The sequence below is a fragment of the Cellulosimicrobium sp. CUA-896 genome (assembly GCF_001942335.1).
Classification (GTDB): Bacteria; Actinomycetota; Actinomycetes; order Actinomycetales; family Cellulomonadaceae; genus Cellulosimicrobium.
Genome location: NZ_MKKH01000022.1, coordinates 147,724 through 164,435 on the forward strand (window position 1 = coordinate 147,724; position 16,712 = coordinate 164,435).

The 16,712-nt window shown below is 73.7% G+C and carries 14 protein-coding genes and 3 pseudogenes; 3 read left to right on the forward strand and 14 right to left on the reverse strand.

The window, feature by feature from the left end; genetic code table 11:
- Positions 1 to 20 precede the first annotated feature (20 nt).
- Positions 21 to 164: a hypothetical protein gene (locus BJF88_RS21865; RefSeq protein WP_255371903.1), complete on the forward strand. Its 144-nt coding sequence runs from the start codon at positions 21 to 23 to the stop codon at positions 162 to 164.
- An 8-nt stretch (positions 165 to 172) separates the two neighbouring features.
- Here the strand turns inward: BJF88_RS21865 and BJF88_RS23390 are convergent.
- The 12 genes and pseudogenes from BJF88_RS23390 to BJF88_RS09045 form a co-directional block, all read right to left on the reverse strand.
- Positions 173 to 1,453, reverse strand: a pseudogene (locus tag BJF88_RS23390) (cytochrome ubiquinol oxidase subunit I); the annotation flags it as partial.
- A gap of 25 nt (positions 1,454 to 1,478) precedes the next feature.
- Positions 1,479 to 2,438, reverse strand: a complete 960-nt coding sequence (locus tag BJF88_RS08990) for a LuxR C-terminal-related transcriptional regulator (protein ID WP_075828535.1) — start codon at positions 2,436 to 2,438, stop codon at positions 1,479 to 1,481.
- A gap of 702 nt (positions 2,439 to 3,140) precedes the next feature.
- Positions 3,141 to 4,037, reverse strand: a complete 897-nt coding sequence (locus BJF88_RS09000) for a hypothetical protein (RefSeq protein WP_075828537.1) — start codon at positions 4,035 to 4,037, stop codon at positions 3,141 to 3,143.
- 218 nt (positions 4,038 to 4,255) lie between these two features.
- Positions 4,256 to 5,608 (reverse strand): winged helix-turn-helix domain-containing protein, encoded by a 1,353-nt coding sequence (locus BJF88_RS09005; protein WP_075828538.1) that lies wholly within the window; start codon positions 5,606 to 5,608, stop codon positions 4,256 to 4,258.
- Positions 5,609 to 5,819: 211 nt separating this feature from the next.
- Positions 5,820 to 6,173 (reverse strand): metal-sulfur cluster assembly factor, encoded by a 354-nt coding sequence (locus BJF88_RS09010; protein ID WP_075828539.1) that lies wholly within the window; start codon positions 6,171 to 6,173, stop codon positions 5,820 to 5,822.
- On the reverse strand, positions 6,170 to 6,727 hold the full coding sequence (gene sufU / locus BJF88_RS09015) for a Fe-S cluster assembly sulfur transfer protein SufU (protein ID WP_075828540.1): 558 nt from the start codon (positions 6,725 to 6,727) through the stop codon (positions 6,170 to 6,172). Before sufU ends, BJF88_RS09010 begins: the two co-directional genes overlap by 4 nt.
- Before the next feature lie 10 nt (positions 6,728 to 6,737).
- Positions 6,738 to 8,063: pseudogene (locus BJF88_RS09020) on the reverse strand (cysteine desulfurase).
- A gap of 41 nt (positions 8,064 to 8,104) precedes the next feature.
- Complete coding sequence (gene sufC, locus BJF88_RS09025) at positions 8,105 to 8,887, reverse strand: Fe-S cluster assembly ATPase SufC (RefSeq protein WP_075828541.1); 783 nt, start codon at positions 8,885 to 8,887, stop codon at positions 8,105 to 8,107.
- A gap of 80 nt (positions 8,888 to 8,967) precedes the next feature.
- The gene (locus BJF88_RS09030) at positions 8,968 to 9,312 is read right to left on the reverse strand and encodes a non-heme iron oxygenase ferredoxin subunit (protein ID WP_075828542.1); all 345 of its coding nucleotides are present in this window, start codon (positions 9,310 to 9,312) and stop codon (positions 8,968 to 8,970) included.
- A complete protein-coding gene (sufD, locus tag BJF88_RS09035; RefSeq protein WP_075828543.1) occupies positions 9,309 to 10,577 on the reverse strand; it encodes a Fe-S cluster assembly protein SufD in 1,269 nt (422 codons plus the stop codon). Before sufD ends, BJF88_RS09030 begins: the two co-directional genes overlap by 4 nt.
- 1 nt (position 10,578) lies before the next feature.
- Entirely contained in the window at positions 10,579 to 12,099 is a 1,521-nt protein-coding gene (gene sufB / locus BJF88_RS09040) for a Fe-S cluster assembly protein SufB (RefSeq protein ID WP_369824537.1), read from the reverse strand.
- Positions 12,096 to 12,833: a metalloregulator ArsR/SmtB family transcription factor gene (locus tag BJF88_RS09045; protein WP_075828545.1), complete on the reverse strand. Its 738-nt coding sequence runs from the start codon at positions 12,831 to 12,833 to the stop codon at positions 12,096 to 12,098. Before BJF88_RS09045 ends, sufB begins: the two co-directional genes overlap by 4 nt.
- A 226-nt stretch (positions 12,834 to 13,059) precedes the next feature.
- Here BJF88_RS09045 and BJF88_RS09050 point away from each other — a divergent pair, with 226 nt between their 5' ends.
- On the forward strand, positions 13,060 to 14,010 hold the full coding sequence (locus tag BJF88_RS09050) for an ABC transporter ATP-binding protein (protein ID WP_075828546.1): 951 nt from the start codon (positions 13,060 to 13,062) through the stop codon (positions 14,008 to 14,010).
- Positions 14,007 to 14,819 (forward strand): ABC transporter permease, encoded by an 813-nt coding sequence (locus tag BJF88_RS09055; RefSeq protein ID WP_075828547.1) that lies wholly within the window; start codon positions 14,007 to 14,009, stop codon positions 14,817 to 14,819. Before BJF88_RS09050 ends, BJF88_RS09055 begins: the two co-directional genes overlap by 4 nt.
- Positions 14,820 to 15,126: 307 nt before the next feature.
- On the opposite strand, the pseudogene BJF88_RS21880 reads toward BJF88_RS09055, so the two are convergent.
- Together BJF88_RS21880 and BJF88_RS21885 are read right to left on the reverse strand one after the other, a co-directional pair.
- Positions 15,127 to 15,618 (reverse strand): annotated as a pseudogene (locus BJF88_RS21880) (BCCT family transporter); the annotation flags it as partial.
- On the reverse strand, positions 15,615 to 16,652 hold the full coding sequence (locus BJF88_RS21885; protein WP_255371906.1) for a BCCT family transporter: 1,038 nt from the start codon (positions 16,650 to 16,652) through the stop codon (positions 15,615 to 15,617). The pseudogene BJF88_RS21880 and the gene BJF88_RS21885, both read right to left, overlap by 4 nt.
- Positions 16,653 to 16,712: the final 60 nt, after the last annotated feature.

A 16,712-nucleotide genomic window follows, 5' to 3' on the forward strand; every position in this document is an offset into this window, starting at 1 on the left:
CCCGGCGTGTGGTCGGGCTGGTGGTCGGGCCCGTCGTCAGCGCGCAGGACGGCGCTGCCCTGGGCCCGTACGGCGTGTCGAGCTCGATGAACTCTCCGGCGCGACGGAACCGCCGGCTCATGGCGCGCAGCACAAGGACCGTCGTCGTGCCCAGTGCCGCGTAGAGGACGACGATGACGACGAACGTCAGCCACACCCCCGTGTTCTCCGTGGCGGCATCCTCGACCTTCATGAGCCCGTAGACGATCCACGGCTGCCGGCCCACCTCGGTGACGATCCAGCCCGCCTCCATGGCGACGACGGACAGCACCCCCGACGACGCCGCGAGCCACAGGAACACCCTGCTCCGCGGCATGCGTCGTCGGAAGAGCCAGGTCGCGCCGTACCAGGCGGACAGCAGGAACAGCAGCGTCCCGATCCCGACCATGACGTCCCAGGCGAGGTGCACAATGTTTACCTCGCGGACCGTCGGGCGCTCGTCGGGCGGGACGCTGTCGAGCCCCTCGACGACGGTCGACCGGCCCGTGCTCGGGTCGGACAGCCACGACGCGAGGCCCGGGATCGGGAGTCCGCCCGACACCGTGCCGTCCTCGTTCAGACGACCCAGCAGCGTCTCCGGAACGTCGGAGCTCGTCGTCGGGACGAGCTCGATGGCGGCGAACTTGACCGGCTGGTTCTCGTAGACCCACCGCGCCAGGGCGTCACCGACGCCCATCTGCACGGGGGTCGCGACGGCCCCGACGGTGAACGCGATGAGGAAGCCGAGCCGGTGGTAGCGGTCGTCACGGCCGCGCAGCATCGCGGTCGCATAGACGGACGCCACCAGGAACCCGCCGACGAGGTAGGCGGCGATGAGCATGTGGGCCGCCTGGAGCGGCATCGAGTCGTTGAAGATGACGCCGATCGGGTCGACGTCGACCACGTTGCCGGCGTCGTCGAGGGTGAAGCCGGCCGGCGCGTTCATCCACGCGTTCGCCGCGACGACGGAGACCGAGCCGGCGATGCCGGCGAGCACGATGGGTACCCCGGTCCAGAAGTGCGTCCACGGCCTCAGGCGGCGCCAGCCGAAGATGTACACCGCGACGAAGATCGCCTCGGTGAAGAAGAACAGGCCTTCGAAGGCGAAGGGCACCCCGAACGCCTCTCCCCACAGGCCCATGAAGCGGGGCCACAGCAGACCGAACTCGAAGCTCAGCACGGTGCCTGTCACCGCACCGACCGCGAAGGTCACCGCCATGTACTTCGACCAGCGCTGCGCGAGCACGAGCGCTGCCCTGTCGTCGTGCCGTAGGGCGCGGTAGTTGGCGACCAGCGTCATGAACGCCCACGAGATCCCGAGCGGGACGAGGACGATGTGGAACATCAGCGTGAACGCCATCTGCCCGCGTGCCCAGGGCACGGGGTCGACGGCAGCGGCGAGGTCGGCGGTCAGGAGCGCGGCGTCCGAGATCATGGAGGCCTCCCGTCGGGAGTCGTCGTCAGCTCAGGTGGAGCTCGCGTGCCCGCCGGACGGCCTCGTGGCGGCGGGAGACGACGAGCTTGCCGAGGATTCGCCGCACGTGGGTCCGGACGGTGTTCGCCGAGATGAACATCTCCGCGGCGATCTCCTCGGTGGTGAGCAGCGCCGACAGGTGCTGCAGGACTTCGAGCTCACGCTCCGAGAGCCGCTCGACGACAGGAGCGTCCCCGGCCCGACGCGGCTCGTGCTGCCGCGTCGGGCGACGGTCAGGGCGCAACCAGTCGGCCCGCGAACGCAGCTCCGGGTCGGTGCGGATCATCGACCGGACCTCGGGGACGGCGCGCGCGAAGGGACGACGCAGGCCTTCGCCCTCCGCGAGCGTCAACGCCCGCGCGACGGCCTCCCGGCTCGCCCGGTGCTCGCCGCGGATCCCGTGGCGGTGCGCGTCCTCCAGCAACGCCTGGACCGTCGTCGCCGTGGCGGTGCCCGCCGGCGGGGCGGCGCGCGGTCGGCGCCCCGCGTGTCGGTGGCCGTCGAGCTGCGCGGCGGACGCGAGCAGTCCGACTGCCGCGACGTCGTCCTCGAACCGTGCGCGCAACCACTCGGCGGGGGCCGCCGACCGCCGCAGCAGCCGTCGCGCTCCGGCCGCGTCACCGTGGTCCAGCTTGAGCCGCGCCCGAAGGAGGAGGGCGACCTGTCCCAGCAGGGGCGCGTCGCGCGGCCCCGCCGAGCGCCCCGCGACGGCGAGCGCGGACCCCGCACCAGACAGGTCCTGCCGGTCGAGCGCGACCCACGCCCGTGCCAGCCCGAGGGCCGGCGGCGGGGGGACCGCTTCCACGACGAGTCCCGCGGCGGAGTCGACGGCCTCCTGGGCCCGGGTCAGACGACCCCGGCACGCCTCGGCGAGCGCGAGGACGGACAGGCAGCCCAGCACGACCTCGTCGCGCCCGCTCGCGACGGCCACCGACACGGCGTCCACGAGCGCCGCCCACGCGACGTCCAGCTCCCGGCTCCGAGGTACGCCATGCCCTCGGAGCGGCGCACGAGCGCCGTCGCGGCCGCGTGCGCCGCGTCCGTTGCCTCGAGAGCGGCGAGCGCCGCGCGGGCCCGTGCGGCCACGTCCAGCGTGCCCGCGACGTCTCCGGACAGCTCGCGCGCCCGCACCTCGAGGACCGCCGCCCACGCGAGAGAGCGACCGTCGGGCGCCGCGGCGCGGTCCGCGGCCCACGATCCGGCATCCCCCGTCGACGCGAGATGCCGCTCGGCCACCTCGGGGACCCCTCGCCCGAGGGCGAGCGCAGCCCGGACGAGCCGGACGTCCGCGTGCCCGTGCGCCGGTGCACCCCGGAGCATGTCGGCGAGTCGGGGGCCACCGGGACCCGGCTCCAGGAGGTCCACGAGCCGCCGAGACGGACCGTCCACCCGGCGGCCCGCTCCCAGTCGGCGGCCGCGACCGCGTGCTCGACCGCCGGCATCAGCTGCCCCGCGGTGCCGAACCGGTCCGACGCGAGGCGAGACCGTTCGAGCTCGGAGCCCTCCGGGCGCACCGCCCGCTGGGCGAGGAGAGCGTCGCGGAGGAGCGGATGGAGGCGGTACGACCCGAGCCTGCCGGGCACCGCCCGCACGAACGCGTTCCGCCGTTCCAGCTCCCACAACCGCAGTCCGGCGTCGCTCCGCCCGCTCAGGGCCGTCGCGAGCCGGGCGAGACCTCGTCGAGGATGCTCACCCGCAGGAGGAGGTCGCGCTCCGCCTCGGGGAGCGGGGCGAGCACCTCCACGGCGAGGTAGTCGGATGCCGAGCGTTCGAGCGTCGTCCCCGTGGCGCCCGGTCGCAGGGCGAGCGCGGCCATCCGTGCACCGGCCACCCAGCCCTCGGTGCGATCGACCAGCGTCGCCACGGAGCCCGCGGGGAGCCGCACCCCGTACGCCTCCAGCAGTGCGTGGAGCTCGGCCGGCGTGAGCGCCAGCTCCGTGGGCGAGAGCTCGGCCAACGTGCCGTCGAGGCGGTAGCGGTGCAGCGGCAGCGGCGGGTCCTCCCGGGTCGCCAGGACGAGGCGGAGCAGTCCGTGGGTGCGATCGACCAGAGCCGCCAGCCCGTCGAAGATCTCCTGCCGCCCGATCCGCTCCACCGCGTCGAGGACGAGGACCACGGGTGAGCCCGTGCGCGGCAGACGGCACGCGAGCAGGTCCACGTCGTCGCCCCCGAGGACGAGCTCGCTGCGCGGGCGAGCGGACAGGGCACCGGCGTCGGACAGTGCCGAGCGGACGTGCCGCCAGAAGACGTGCGGATCGTCGTCGCGCGACGTCACCGTCAGCCATCCCACGGGGTCCCGTGCGCCGTCCGCCCAGCATGACACCAGGACCGTCTTGCCCGAACCGGCCGGCGCGCACACGAGCGTCACGACGGCCTCGTCGACGGCGCGCGCGAGGGCGCTCACCAGTCGACGCCGCTCCACCACGGGACCGGAGAAGGTCCGACCGGGCCTCGCCGGACCGCGGTGCCGGTGCTCGCGCTCGGGCGCGCTCCTTCGCGGTCCGTCCGTCGTCGTCGGCCGCTGCGTGCTCAGCCCGACGTCCATGGCACCACCTGCCGTCGCGAGCGTGCGGGAGCCTCGCGCGCACACCGCGAGACACGACGTGGCGGGGCTCGAGACTCGACACTCGCGCGGCGGCGGTGCCGCGGTCATCGTCCAGATCGCGTGAAAGCGCGTCCACGTGCCGCGCGAGGCGCCGGCGACGGTGCGCCGTGCCCGGTCGGGTCGGGAGAGCCGGCGGCGCCGTGCGCGCCGGTCTCGTCTCAGGCGTTCGCGAGCTCGCGGTCGTCGTCCGCCACGAGCTTCTGGTCCTCGTAGCGGCGCACGACGCGGCTGACCGTCGACTGCGACGCGGAGACCTGGTCGGCGATCTCCCGCTGGTTCAGGCCCTGACGGGCGAGCTCGACGATGCGGCGGTCGCGCGAGGCGGTGGGGTCCTCGTCGAGGGCGCCCTCGCCGGTCTCGGCCGCCGCAGCCTGGACGCCGGTGCTCGGACGGGCCAGGTCGAAGACCTCGACGCGCCGGGTGTGACCCGTCACGGCCGGGGGCTCCACGCCCTGCGGCGCGTCGGCGGTCTCCGGGAGGGGCTGCTCCCAGGGAAGCGGTCGGGCACCCGCGAACACGTCCTTGACGCGCGCCTCGAGGTCGGGGAGCGCCTCGAACGCGGTCTCGGGCACGTAGGGCTCCTCGTCCGGCTCCCGGACGGCGGCGGCGCCCCCTGCTGCGACGGTCGGGCCGTCCTGCACCGGCGCGGCGACCGGTACGGTCTCGACCCCGGCGACCGGCCCCTCGCGCGTCGGCTCGCGCACGAGAGCCTCCGGGCCGCGCACCTCGGCGGACGCCGCGGCCCGGGCGGGCACGACGGCGGCGGTCGCGACCGGCCCGCGGGCGGTGCCGCGCTTGACGGAGCTCGCCCCGATGAGGTCGAGCCGGGTGCCGTGGCGTTCCGCGGCCTCCAGGCGGTCGACCCAGACCTGCATGCGGCGCTCGAAGTCCTCGACCGTCAGGAGCTTGAGGGCACCGTCACGGGCGGCACGCTGACGCTGGTGGGCGGCGCGGACCTTGCGCAGGTCCGCCGACGAGCCCGAGCTGTCGACGCGTGCGTCGCGCCACTGCTCCAGGGCGGTGACGTACGCGTGGACCCGCGTCTCCCGACGCCGCTCGTCGAGGGTGTGGCCCGTCACCATGTGCCGCTCCCCCACGAGCGCCAGGTGCCACATGAGCGCGGCGACCAGCGGCGGCACGAACCGGAACACCACCATGTACGGGGTGCTCTCGGTCGGGACGGCGACCTCGTGGAGCGCCGCGAACACGCCCGAGGTGCCCGAGAGCACCCAGGTGAGCGTGAGGAGGACGCCGTACGGCCGCCCCTCGAGCGCCGCGTTGCGCGCCATGAGGGCCACCGCGACGAGGCTCACCTCGAGGAAGCCCGCCAGGCCGTACGCCTCGAGCGGCGACATGTGCGCGACCTCGAGGCCGAACAGCACCATGCCGCTGTAGGCCAGTGCGGTGGCGATCGTCGCGGCGACGATCACCGCGACCATCGGGAGGTGCCTGCCGCGGTAGCGCACCTGCCGCGGCGCACCGCCCGCGCCGGTCTGGTCCTGCTGAGTCACGTCGTCCTCCGATATGTGGTCCGAGCACCCATATCCCAACAGTCAGGACACTCCTCGTCAACGCACGCGAAGCATCGCAATCAGATCGTGAGGCGCGACGCCAGGAGGCCGATGCGCCCTGCCTGCCCCTGACGCGGACCGGACGGCTCCGGACAGCACGACGCCGCGCCCCCGAGGGGACGCGGCGCCGGTCGACAAGCCGTGGCTCTCCTCAGACGTTGAAGCCCAGCGCGCGCAGCTGGTCCTTGCCGTCGTCGGTGATCTTCTCCGGGCCCCACGGCGGCATCCAGACCCAGTTGACGCGGAAGCCGTCGACGAGACCGTCGAGCGCCTGGGCGGACTGGTCCTCGATGACGTCGGTCAGGGGGCACGCCGCGGACGTGAGCGTCATGTCGATGACGGCGTGGTTGTTCTGGTCGATCTGCACCCCGTACACCAGGCCCAGGTCGACGACGTTGATGCCGAGCTCGGGGTCGATGACGTCGCGCATCGCCTCCTCGACGTCGGCGACGGTGGGCGGGCTGGGCGCGACGCCCTCGGCGGGCGCGCCGGTCTCGGTGCTCATCGGTTCTCCTCCGTCGTTGCGTGCGCGGCGCGCGCCGCGCCGGTCTGGTCCGTGGTCGTCCCGTCCAGGGCGCCCGACGTGACGAGCGAGTCCCGCAGCGCCGCCCAGCCGAGCAGGGCGCACTTGATGCGGGCAGGGTACTGCGAGACGCCGGTGAACGCCGTGGCGTCGCCGAGCTCGTCCTCCGCGGCGTCGTCGAGGCCCTTGCCGCGCGACGACATCAGCTCCCGGAACACCTCGCCGAGGTGCTCGGCCTCCGTCACCGGGCGGCCGGTCACGAGGTCGGTGAGCACGGACAGGGACGCCTGCGAGATGCTGCAGCCCTGCCCCTCCCAGCTCACGCGGCCGACGGTCGGCTCCGCGGGGCCGCCTGCCTCAGCGCCTGCCGCTCCCCCGATCTCCACGCGCAACGTCACCTCGTCGCCGCACGTCGGGTTGACCTGGTGGGACTGGCCGTGGGCCGCGCCGTCGGCCGCCTCGACCAGACCTCGCCCGTGCGGGCTCCTCGCGTGGTCGAGGATGACCTGCTGGTACATCTGCTCGAGCGAGCTCATCGCGCCTCCCTCATCGGTCCACCGAGAAGAACGCGCGGACCCCCGCGAGGACTTCCCGGAACGCGTCGACGTCCTCGCGCGTGGTGTACACCGACGCCGACGCGCGCGCGGTCGCCGCGACGCCGAACCGCCGGTGCAGCGGCTGGGCGCAGTGGTGCCCCACGCGCACCGCGATGCCCGCGTCGTCGAGCACCTGCCCGACGTCGTGCGCGTGCACGCCGTCGACGACGAACGACACGACCGCGATCCGCTCCCGCGGGTCGCGCGGCCCGACCACCCGCACACCGGGGATCTCCCCGACGCGCAGGAGCTCGGCCGCGAGCTCGTGCTCGTGCGCACCGACGGCCTCCATGCCGAGCTCGTGCAGGTACCGCGCGGCGGCGCCGAACCCGACGACCTGGGCGACGGCCGGCGTGCCGGCCTCGAAGCGCTGCGGCGGCGCCATGTAGGTCGACCCCGCCATCGTGACGAGCTCGATCATCGACCCGCCCGTGGTCACCGGCGGCAGGGCCTCGAGCAGCTCGCGCCGCCCGTAGAGCGCGCCGACGCCCGTGGGCCCGAGCATCTTGTGCGCGGAGAACGCGGCGAAGTCGACGCCGAGCGCCGGCAGGTCGACGGCACGTGCGGCACCGACTGGCACGCGTCGAGCACGGTCAGGCGCCCACCTCGCGCGCCCGCGCCACGATCGGCGCGACCGGCGTGATCGCGCCCGTCACGTTCGACACGTGCGTGAACGCGACGACGCGCGTGCGCTCGGTGATGACCGAGGCGGCGTCCTCGACGCGGACCCGGCCGTCGTCGTCCACCTCGAACCAGCGCAGCACGGCGCCCGTGCGGGCCGCGAGCTCCTGCCACGGCACGAGGTTGGCGTGGTGCTCGGCCTCGGTGACGACGATCTCGTCGCCCGGGGCCAGCGCGAAGCGGCGGGCCGCCTCGCCCCCGCGGCCGAGGGTCGCGTTCGAGATCCCGTACGCGACGAGGTTGATCGCGGACGTCGCGCCGGACGTCCACACGATCTCGCCCGGCCGGCGCCGACGAGCGCGGCGACGTCCGCCCGCGCGTCCTCGAACGCCTCGGTGGCCTCCTCCGCGAGCTGGTGCGCGCCGCGGTGCACGGCCGCGTTGCGCTGCTCGTAGAAGTCGACCTCCGTGTCCAGGACGACCTGGGGCTTCTGCGACGTCGCCGCCGAGTCGAGGTAGACGAGCGGACGACCACCGCGCACGGTCCGCCCGAGCAGCGGGAAGTCCGCGCGCACGGCCGCGAGCTCGCCCGCGCTGAGGCGGCCGGGCTGCTCGGGCCCGGGGCGGGCGGGGGGCGCGGTGGTCGTCATGGTCATCTCCTCCGGTGCCGGTCCGGTGGTCGGTCGGTCGTGCGGTGTCAGGCGGAGGCCGCCGAGGCGGACTCGACCGACCCGCCGAGGTAGCGGTCGTAGCCCTCCTCCTCGAGGCGGTCGGCCAGCTCCGGGCCGCCCTCCTCCGCGACCTTGCCGTCGACGAAGACGTGGACGAAGTCCGGCTTGATGTAGCGCAGGATGCGCGTGTAGTGCGTGATGAGCAGGATGCCCGCGTCGGTCGAGCCGTGGACGCGGTTCACGCCCTCGGACACGACGCGCAGCGCGTCCACGTCGAGCCCGGAGTCCGTCTCGTCGAGGACGGCGAACTTGGGCTTGAGCAGCTCCATCTGGAGGATCTCGTGGCGCTTCTTCTCGCCGCCGGAGAAGCCCTCGTTCACCGAGCGCTCGGCGAAGGACTCGTCCATGCGCAGACGCTCCATGGCGCCCTTGACGTCCTTGACCCAGTGGCGCAGCGCCGGGGCCTCGCCGTCGATCGCGGTCTTGGCGGTGCGCAGGAAGTTCGAGACGGAGACGCCCGGGACCTCGACGGGGTACTGCATCGCGAGGAACATGCCGGCGCGGGCGCGCTCGTCCACGCTCATCTCGAGCACGTCCTCGCCGTCGAGCGTCACGGAGCCGCTCGTCACCTGGTACTTGGGGTGGCCGGCGATGGAGTACGCGAGCGTGGACTTGCCCGAGCCGTTCGGGCCCATGATGGCGTGGACCTCGCCGCTGTTGATCGTCAGGTCGACGCCGCGCAGGATCGGCTTCGGCCCTTCCTTGGTCTCGACGCTGACGTGCAGGTCGCGGATCTCGAGAGTGGACATTCGTGGTTCTCCCAGGAGTTCGGTCGTGAGGTTCGGGTGGCCGGTCGCGCCGGCCGAGCAGTCGGGTGACCGCGTGGCGGTCAGGAGGAGCCGATCGTCCGGTCGACGTCGACGAGCACCTTCTCGCCGTCGACGGTCACCGGGTACACGGGCACGGGCCGCATCGCGGGCAGCGCGGTCGGCTGACCGGTCCGCACGTCGAACTGCGAGCCGTGCAGCCAGCACTCGACGAAGCAGCCCTCCACCTCGCCGTCGGACAGGGACACGGCCCCGTGCGAGCAGACGTCCGAGATGGCGTGCCACGCGCCGTCGCCGTCGCGCACGACGGCGACCTCCACCGTGGCGCCGTCGGCGGCCGAGAGCTCGACGCGCAGCGCCTCCTCGGGACCGAGGTCCCCCGTGGTGCAGGCCAGCTGTGCGGTCACGCCACGCCCTCGGCGCCGGCCGTGCCCTCGATGACGCTCATCGACTTGCTCAGCTCGCGCTCGATGGCGTCGAGCAGGCGCTCCTCGACCGACTCGACGCCGATCTCGGCGATGAGCTCTGCGAAGAAGCCGCGCACGACGAGCCGGCGCGCGTCGACCTCGGGGATGCCGCGGGCCTGCAGGTAGAAGAGCTGCTCGTCGTCGAACCGGCCGGTCGCCGACGCGTGGCCCGCGCCCTCGATCTCGCCGGTCTCGATCTCGAGGTTCGGCACGGAGTCCGCGCGCGCCCCGTCGGTGAGGACCAGGTTGCGGTTGAGCTCGTACGTGTCGGTGCCCTCGGCCTCGGCGCGGATGAGCACGTCGCCCACCCACACCGCGTGCGCGCCCTCGCCCTGCAGCGCGCCCTTGTACGTGACGCGGGACTTGCAGCGCGGGACCGCGTGGTCGACGAAGAGCCGGTGCTCCTGGTGCTGGTCCGCGTCCGCGAAGTACAGGCCGACCATCTCGACCTCGCCGCCCTCGGCCGTGAACTCGGCGTCGGGCGTGACGCGCACGACGTCGCCCCCGAGCGTCACGACGACGTGCTTGAGGCGCGCGTCGCGGCCGATGCGGGCACGGTGCGAGGACGCGTGCACGGCGCCCTCCGCCCAGTCCTGGACCGACACGACCGTCAGGTGCGCGCCGTCCTCGACGACGATCTCGACCGTCTCGGTGAGCGTCGCGGCACCGACGTGGTCGAGCACGACGACGGCCTCGGAGTGGCGCTCCGCGTGCACGAGGACGTGGCTCGCGGTCGGCGTGGGCCCGTGGCCCTCGATGCGCACCGACGTGACGTCGGACGCGACGGCCTCCTTCGGCACGGTGATGACCGTCGCCTGCTCGAACTCGTTCCACGCGGTGACGGCGGTGCGGTCGCCGGGCCTGCCGGCGGTGCCGAGGCGCTCGTCGCCGCGGCCGACGATCGACACCTGCACCTCGGGGGCCTCGACGACGGTGACGCGCACGTCGCCGCCCCCGGACTGCCCGACGAGCGAGGTCTCGAACAGCGGCGCGAGGCGCGCGACGGGCGAGAAGCGCCACTCCTCCTCGCGCCCGGAGGGCACGGGGATGTCGGCGAGGTCGAACGAGGTCAGGCGCTCCGCGCGCGAGCCCTGCGGGACGACGCCGTGCGAGTGCGCGCCGTCGGCCGTCGCGCGCGAGTGGTCGGTGCTCAGGCCCGCCGCGGCGTTCGCGGCGGACTCTTCCGTGGTCACTGGGGTGGTCATATCAGCCGACGGACCCTTCCATCTGCAGCTCGATGAGGCGGTTGAGCTCGAGCGCGTACTCCATGGGCAGCTCGCGCGCGATGGGCTCGACGAACCCGCGCACGATCATGGCCATCGCCTCGGTCTCCTCCATGCCCCGGGACATGAGGTAGAACAGCTGGTCCTCGCTCACGCGCGAGACCGTCGCCTCGTGCCCCATGGACACGTCGTCCTCGCGGACGTCGACGTACGGGTAGGTGTCGGAGCGCGAGACCTGGTCGACGAGCAGCGCGTCGCACAGCACGGTCGAGGCGGAGTGCGAGGCGCCCTCGAGCACCTGCACGAGCCCGCGGTAGGACGTGCGCCCGCCGCCGCGTGCCACCGACTTCGACACGATCGACGACGACGTGTGCGGCGCGGCGTGCACCATCTTGGCGCCGGCGTCCTGGTGCTGCCCCTCGCCCGCGAACGCGATCGAGAGCGTCTCGCCGCGCGCGTGCTCGCCGAGGAGGTAGATCGCCGGGTACTTCATGGTGACCTTGGAGCCGATGTTGCCGTCGACCCACTCCATCGTCGCGCCCTCGGCCGCGGTCGCCCGCTTGGTGACGAGGTTGTACACGTTGTTCGACCAGTTCTGGATGGTCGTGTAGCGCACGCGGGCGTTCTTCTTGACGACGATCTCGACGACCGCGGAGTGCAGCGAGTCGCTCGAGTAGATCGGCGCGGTGCAGCCCTCGACGTAGTGCACGTACGAGCCCTCGTCCGCGATGATCAGCGTCCGCTCGAACTGGCCCATGTTCTCCGTGTTGATGCGGAAGTAGGCCTGCAGCGGGATCTCGACGTGCACGCCCGGCGGCACGTAGACGAACGACCCGCCCGACCACACGGCGGAGTTGAGCGCCGCGAACTTGTTGTCGCCCGCGGGGATGACGGTGCCGAAGTACTCCTGGAAGAGCTCCGGGTGCTCGCGCAGACCGGTGTCGGTGTCGACGAAGATGACGCCCTGCGCCTCGAGGTCCTCGCGGATCTGGTGGTAGACGACCTCGGACTCGTACTGGGCGGCGACGCCCGCGACGAGGCGCTGCTTCTCCGCCTCCGGGATGCCGAGCTTGTCGTACGTGGCGCGGATGTCCTCCGGCAGGTCCTCCCAGCTGGTGGCCTGCTTCTCCGTCGAGCGCACGAAGTACTTGATCTTGTCGAAGTCGATGCCCGTGAGGTCCGAGCCCCAGCTCGGCATGGGCTTCTTGTCGAAGAGGCGCAGCGCCTTCAGGCGCGCCTTGAGCATCCACTCGGGCTCGTTCTTGAGCGCCGAGATGTTGCGCACGACGTCCTCGGACAGACCGCGCTGCGCGATCGCGCCGGCCTCGTCGCTGTCGTGCCAGCCGTACTCGTAGGCACCGATCGAGGCGATGATCTCCTCGTCGCTGCGCTTGTCGTCGACGGGCTGTGCCACGCCGGCGGCGTCCTGGGTGGGAGCGCTCATGGTTGTCCTTCCACTGTCCGTCGATGCGGAGGGGGCGGTCAGTATCGGTCGGGGGGTCATCGGTCGGGTATCGGGGCCGGGGGCCGCAGCGGGACGTTGGTCGTGCAGGCGTGCCCGCCCCCGGCGAGGGTGGCGAGACGCTGCACGTGCGAGCCGAGGAGCCGGGCGAACACCTGCGCCTCCGCCTCGCACAGCTGCGGGAACTCCTCGGCGACGTGCTGGACCGGGCAGTGGCCCTGGCACAGCTGCACGGCGCTCGCACCGGCGACCGGCCGCACGCTCGCCGCGTAGCCGTCGTCCGCGAGCGCCTGGGCGAGCTGGGAGGCGCGCCCCTCCACGTCGCCCGCGTCGAGCCGGGAGGCGTACCGCTCGGCGAGCCCGCCGAGGCGGTCGCGGGCGAAGCGTTCCACGGCCTCGGGGCCGGCGACGTCGCGCAGGAACCGCAACGCGTCGGTGGCGAGGTCGGCGTAGGTGCCGGAGAGCTCTCCCTGGCCGGTCGCGGTCGCGACGTAGCGGCGCGCGGGCCGGCCGCGCATGCCGGTGGCGTGCCCGGCGTCGTGCACGGCGACGAGGTCGTCGTCCTCGAGCAGCGCGAGGTGGCGGCGGACGGCGGCCGGGGTGAGGCCGAGCGTCGAGGCGAGGTCGGCGGCGCTCACGGGGCCTGCGGTGGCGACGAGCTCGAGGACGCGCTCGCGCGTGCGACCGTCGGCGTCGGCGGAGGGACGCGCGGGCGTGGTCCCGGCTCGGGGCGCGGCGGCGCGCGGTGCGTGCGGCTGGGCGGTCCCTGCGGCCATGCTTCACCTCCTGCGGAGCTCCGGCGTCGGACGGTGCCACGGGCCGTGCGCACGGCGCCTGGTGCGGGCGCTCACGGGCACGGCGCGGCCCGGATATAGACAACATCCTTGTTGCCTAATTGTTCCCGCGCAAGCAAGGCCAGCCTCACGGCACGTCGCTGTGACGCGCACGACAGCCCGTGCCCGGCCGACGGACCCCGCGCCCGCGGGCACTAGGATCGGCCGGGTGCCCGCCCCCGCCGTGCTCGTGCGCGACCTCGTCAAGCGCTACGACGGTCGCCCCGTCGTGGACGGCGTGGGCCTCGTCGCCGAGCGTGGCGCGATCACGGCCGTCCTCGGGCCGAACGGCGCGGGCAAGACGACCACGGTCGAGTGCTGCGAGGGCCTGCGGTCGCCCGACGCGGGCGACGTGCGCGTGCTGGGCCTGGACCCGGTGGCCGACGCGCACGAGCTGCGCCCGCGCGTCGGCGTCATGCTCCAGGACGGCGGGCTGCCCACGGGCGTGCGCGCGCTCGAGATGCTGCGGCACGTCGCGTCGATGTACGCCCGGCCGCGCGACGTCGGCGAGCTCTCCGAGCGCCTGGGCCTCGGCGCGTTCGCGCGCACGACGGTGCGCCGCCTGTCGGGCGGGCAGCGCCAGCGCCTGGCCCTCGCCGCCGCGGTGGTCGGGCGCCCCGAGGTGCTGTTCCTCGACGAGCCCAGCGCCGGCATGGACCCGCAGAGCCGGCACGCGGTCTGGGAGCTGGTGCGCGAGCTGCGCGCCGACGGGGTCGGCATCGTGCTCACGACCCACCTCATGGACGAGGCCGAGGACCTCGCCGACCAGGTGTACGTCGTCGACCACGGGCGCGTCATCGCGGCGGGCACCACGCGCGCCCTCCTCGAGTCCGAGCACGGCGTCACGGCACCCGGGGACGGCGCGGTGGACCGCACCGTCCGGTTCGAGGCCGCGGCCGGGCTCGACCTGGAGGACCTGCGCGGGTCGCTGCCCGGGTCCTGGACGCTCGTCGAGGCCCGCCCCGGGTCGTACTCGCTCACCGGCCCGGCCGACCCCGGCGCCCTCGTCGCGCTCACGACGTGGCTCGCCGCGCACGACGTCCTCGCCACGCGCGTCAGCGTCGGCCGGCGCACGCTCGAGGACGTCTTCCTCGACCTGACGGGACGGCACCTGCGATGACCGAGCAGCACGGCCGCCGCGCGGCCGCACCGACGACGCCGACCACGCCGACGCCCGGTCTCCCGGCCGCAGCGCCCGCCTGGCGCCGCGTGGCGTCCCAGACCGCGTTCGAGACCCGCATGATCCTGCGCAACGGCGAGCAGCTGCTCGTCACGGTCGTGCTGCCCGTCCTCCTGCTGCTCAGCCTCGTCCTGACGTCGTTCGTCGAGCTCGACACCGGCGGCGCGTCCCGGGTCGACTTCGTCACGCCCGGCGTGCTCGCCCTCGCCGTCATGTCGACCGCGTTCACGTCGCAGGCGATCGCGACCGCGTTCGACCGCCGCAACGGGGTGCTGCGGCTCATGGCGACGACACCGCTCGGCCGCGGAGGCCTCCTCGCGGGCAAGGTGCTCGGCGTGCTCGCGGTCGAGGTCGTCCAGGTCGTCGTGATCACGGCAGTCGCCCTGGCGCTCGGCTGGGACCCCGACCTCGCCGGGGTCCCCGCCGCGCTGCTCGCCGTGCTGCTCGGCACGGCCGCGTTCACGTCCCTCGCCATGCTCCTCGCGGGCACGCTGCGCGCCGAGGGCGTGCTCGCGGTCGCGAACCTCGTCCTCGTGCTGCTCGCCGTCGGCGGCGGCGTGCTCGTCCCGGCCGAGCAGCTGCCGGGCCCGCTCCAGCACGTGGCGCTGCTCCTGCCGTCCGGCGCGCTCGGCGCCGCGATGCGGGGGGCGCTGGTCGACGGGTCGCTACCGGCGTTCTCCGTCGTCGTCCTCCTCGGCTGGACCGCGGCCCTCGGCTGGGGCGCGAGCCGGCTCTTCCGCTGGCACTAGCACGGCGTCGTCGTCCGCGACGGCTCCTGCGCCGTCGGTGCCCGCCACCGGCGCACCGTCCTGGTCGTGCTCGGCGTACCACTGCGTGAGCGCGGGGTCGTCCGTGTCCAGCCAGTCCCCGGCCGAGCTGGTGCGGCTCCGTGGCCCCCGCGGCGAACACGAAGTCGTCCCCGTGGTCCTCGATCGCCTGCGCGACCCCGAGCCGGATCGCCTCGCGCGCGTAGCGGCGTCGCAGCACCAGCGGGTCGCGCGCGAGGTCCCTCGACCACGCGACCATGACGAGCACGAGCACGAACGCGAACGGCAGCGCGGTGACGATCACGAGGGACTGCAGCCCGTCCAGCGCCTGGCGGCCGCCCACGAGGAGCATGACGACGGCGATCCCCGCCAGCGCCACGCCCCAGACGATCGTCACCCAGGAGGACGGCTCCGGGCGCCCGCGCTGGCTCAGGCTGCCCATGACGAGAGCCGCGCTGTCCGCGCTCGTCACGAAGTAGATGACGATCGCCACCATGGCGATCACGGCGGTGACGCCGCTCAGCGGCAGCGCGTCCAGGAGGCCGAAGAGCATGTCCTGCGGGGAGTCGCGCTCGCTGATCGCCGCGCCGCCCTGCTCGAGGCGCATCGTCGTGCCGCCCACGACGCCGAACCACACCATCGTGACCAGGCTGGGCGCGAGGATGACCGTCGTGACGAACTCGCGCAGCGTCCGCCCCCGGCTGATCTTCGCGACGAAGATGCCCACGAACGGCGTCCACGCGACCCACCACGCCCAGTAGTACGTCGTCCACGCGTTCATGACGCCGACGCGTCGTCGCTGGTCGCGGCGCTCTGCGCGGCCAGGGTGAACGTGTCGCCGACGAACGACGCGAGCGCGCTCGGGACGAACGCGAGGACGAACGCCGTCGGGCCCACGACGAGCACGAAGAGACCGAGCAGCCCGGTGAGCACCATGGCGGTGTTCGACAGGGCCCGGATGCCGCGCTTGATCCCCGACACCGCGGACACGATGAAGGCGATCGTCAGCACGCAGATGATCGCGACGACGGCCCCGTTGCCGAGCGGACCGATGCCGGCGACGAGCTCGAGCCCGCGCCCGATCTGCAGCGCGCCGATGCCGAGCGTGACCGCCGTGCCGAAGAGCGTGACGACGATGGCGGCCACGTCGATCACCGCACCCGCCCAGCCGTGCGTGCGGGCGCCGAAGATCGGCTCCAGCAGCGAGGACATGAGCGGGCTGCGGCCCTTGCGGTACGCGGCGTACGCGATGGCTCCGCCCACGAGCGCGTAGTACGACCACGCCATGGGGCCCCAGTGGAACATCGCCTGCGACGTCGCGGCGAGCATGGCCGGGTTGGAGCCGGGTGCCAGGTCCTCGAACGCCGGCGGGAGGTCGAGGAAGTACGTGAGCGGCTCGTACGGGCCGAAGAACAGCAGGCCGATGCCCATGCCCGCCGCGAAGAGCATCGCGATCCACGACGTGCGCGAGAACTCGGGCTCCTCGTCGTCGCGGCCGAGCCGGATCGCCCCGTACGGCCCGAGCCCGAGCCACAGCATGTAGCCGAAGACCACGAGCGTGAGCACGGAGAACATCCACCCGAACGAGCTCGAGACCCAGCCGAGCGCGACGGCGGAGGCGACGGTGAGCGAGTCGGTCGCGACCACGCCCCACACGATGAACGCGCCCGTGAGCGCCGCCGCCACGACGAACACCGCTCGGTTGGTCCGGAAGTCCTTGTCCGTGCTCTCCACCCCGATGCCCGGCAGCAGCGCGGGGTGCGCGAGCGAGGGGCGCGTCGTCTCGCGCATGACACGCCGGGGCGGGTCGGTCACGCGCCGCACGAGGCGACGCGCGCGCGAGCGTCCGGGGTGTGGGCGCCGTGCAGCGGCCGG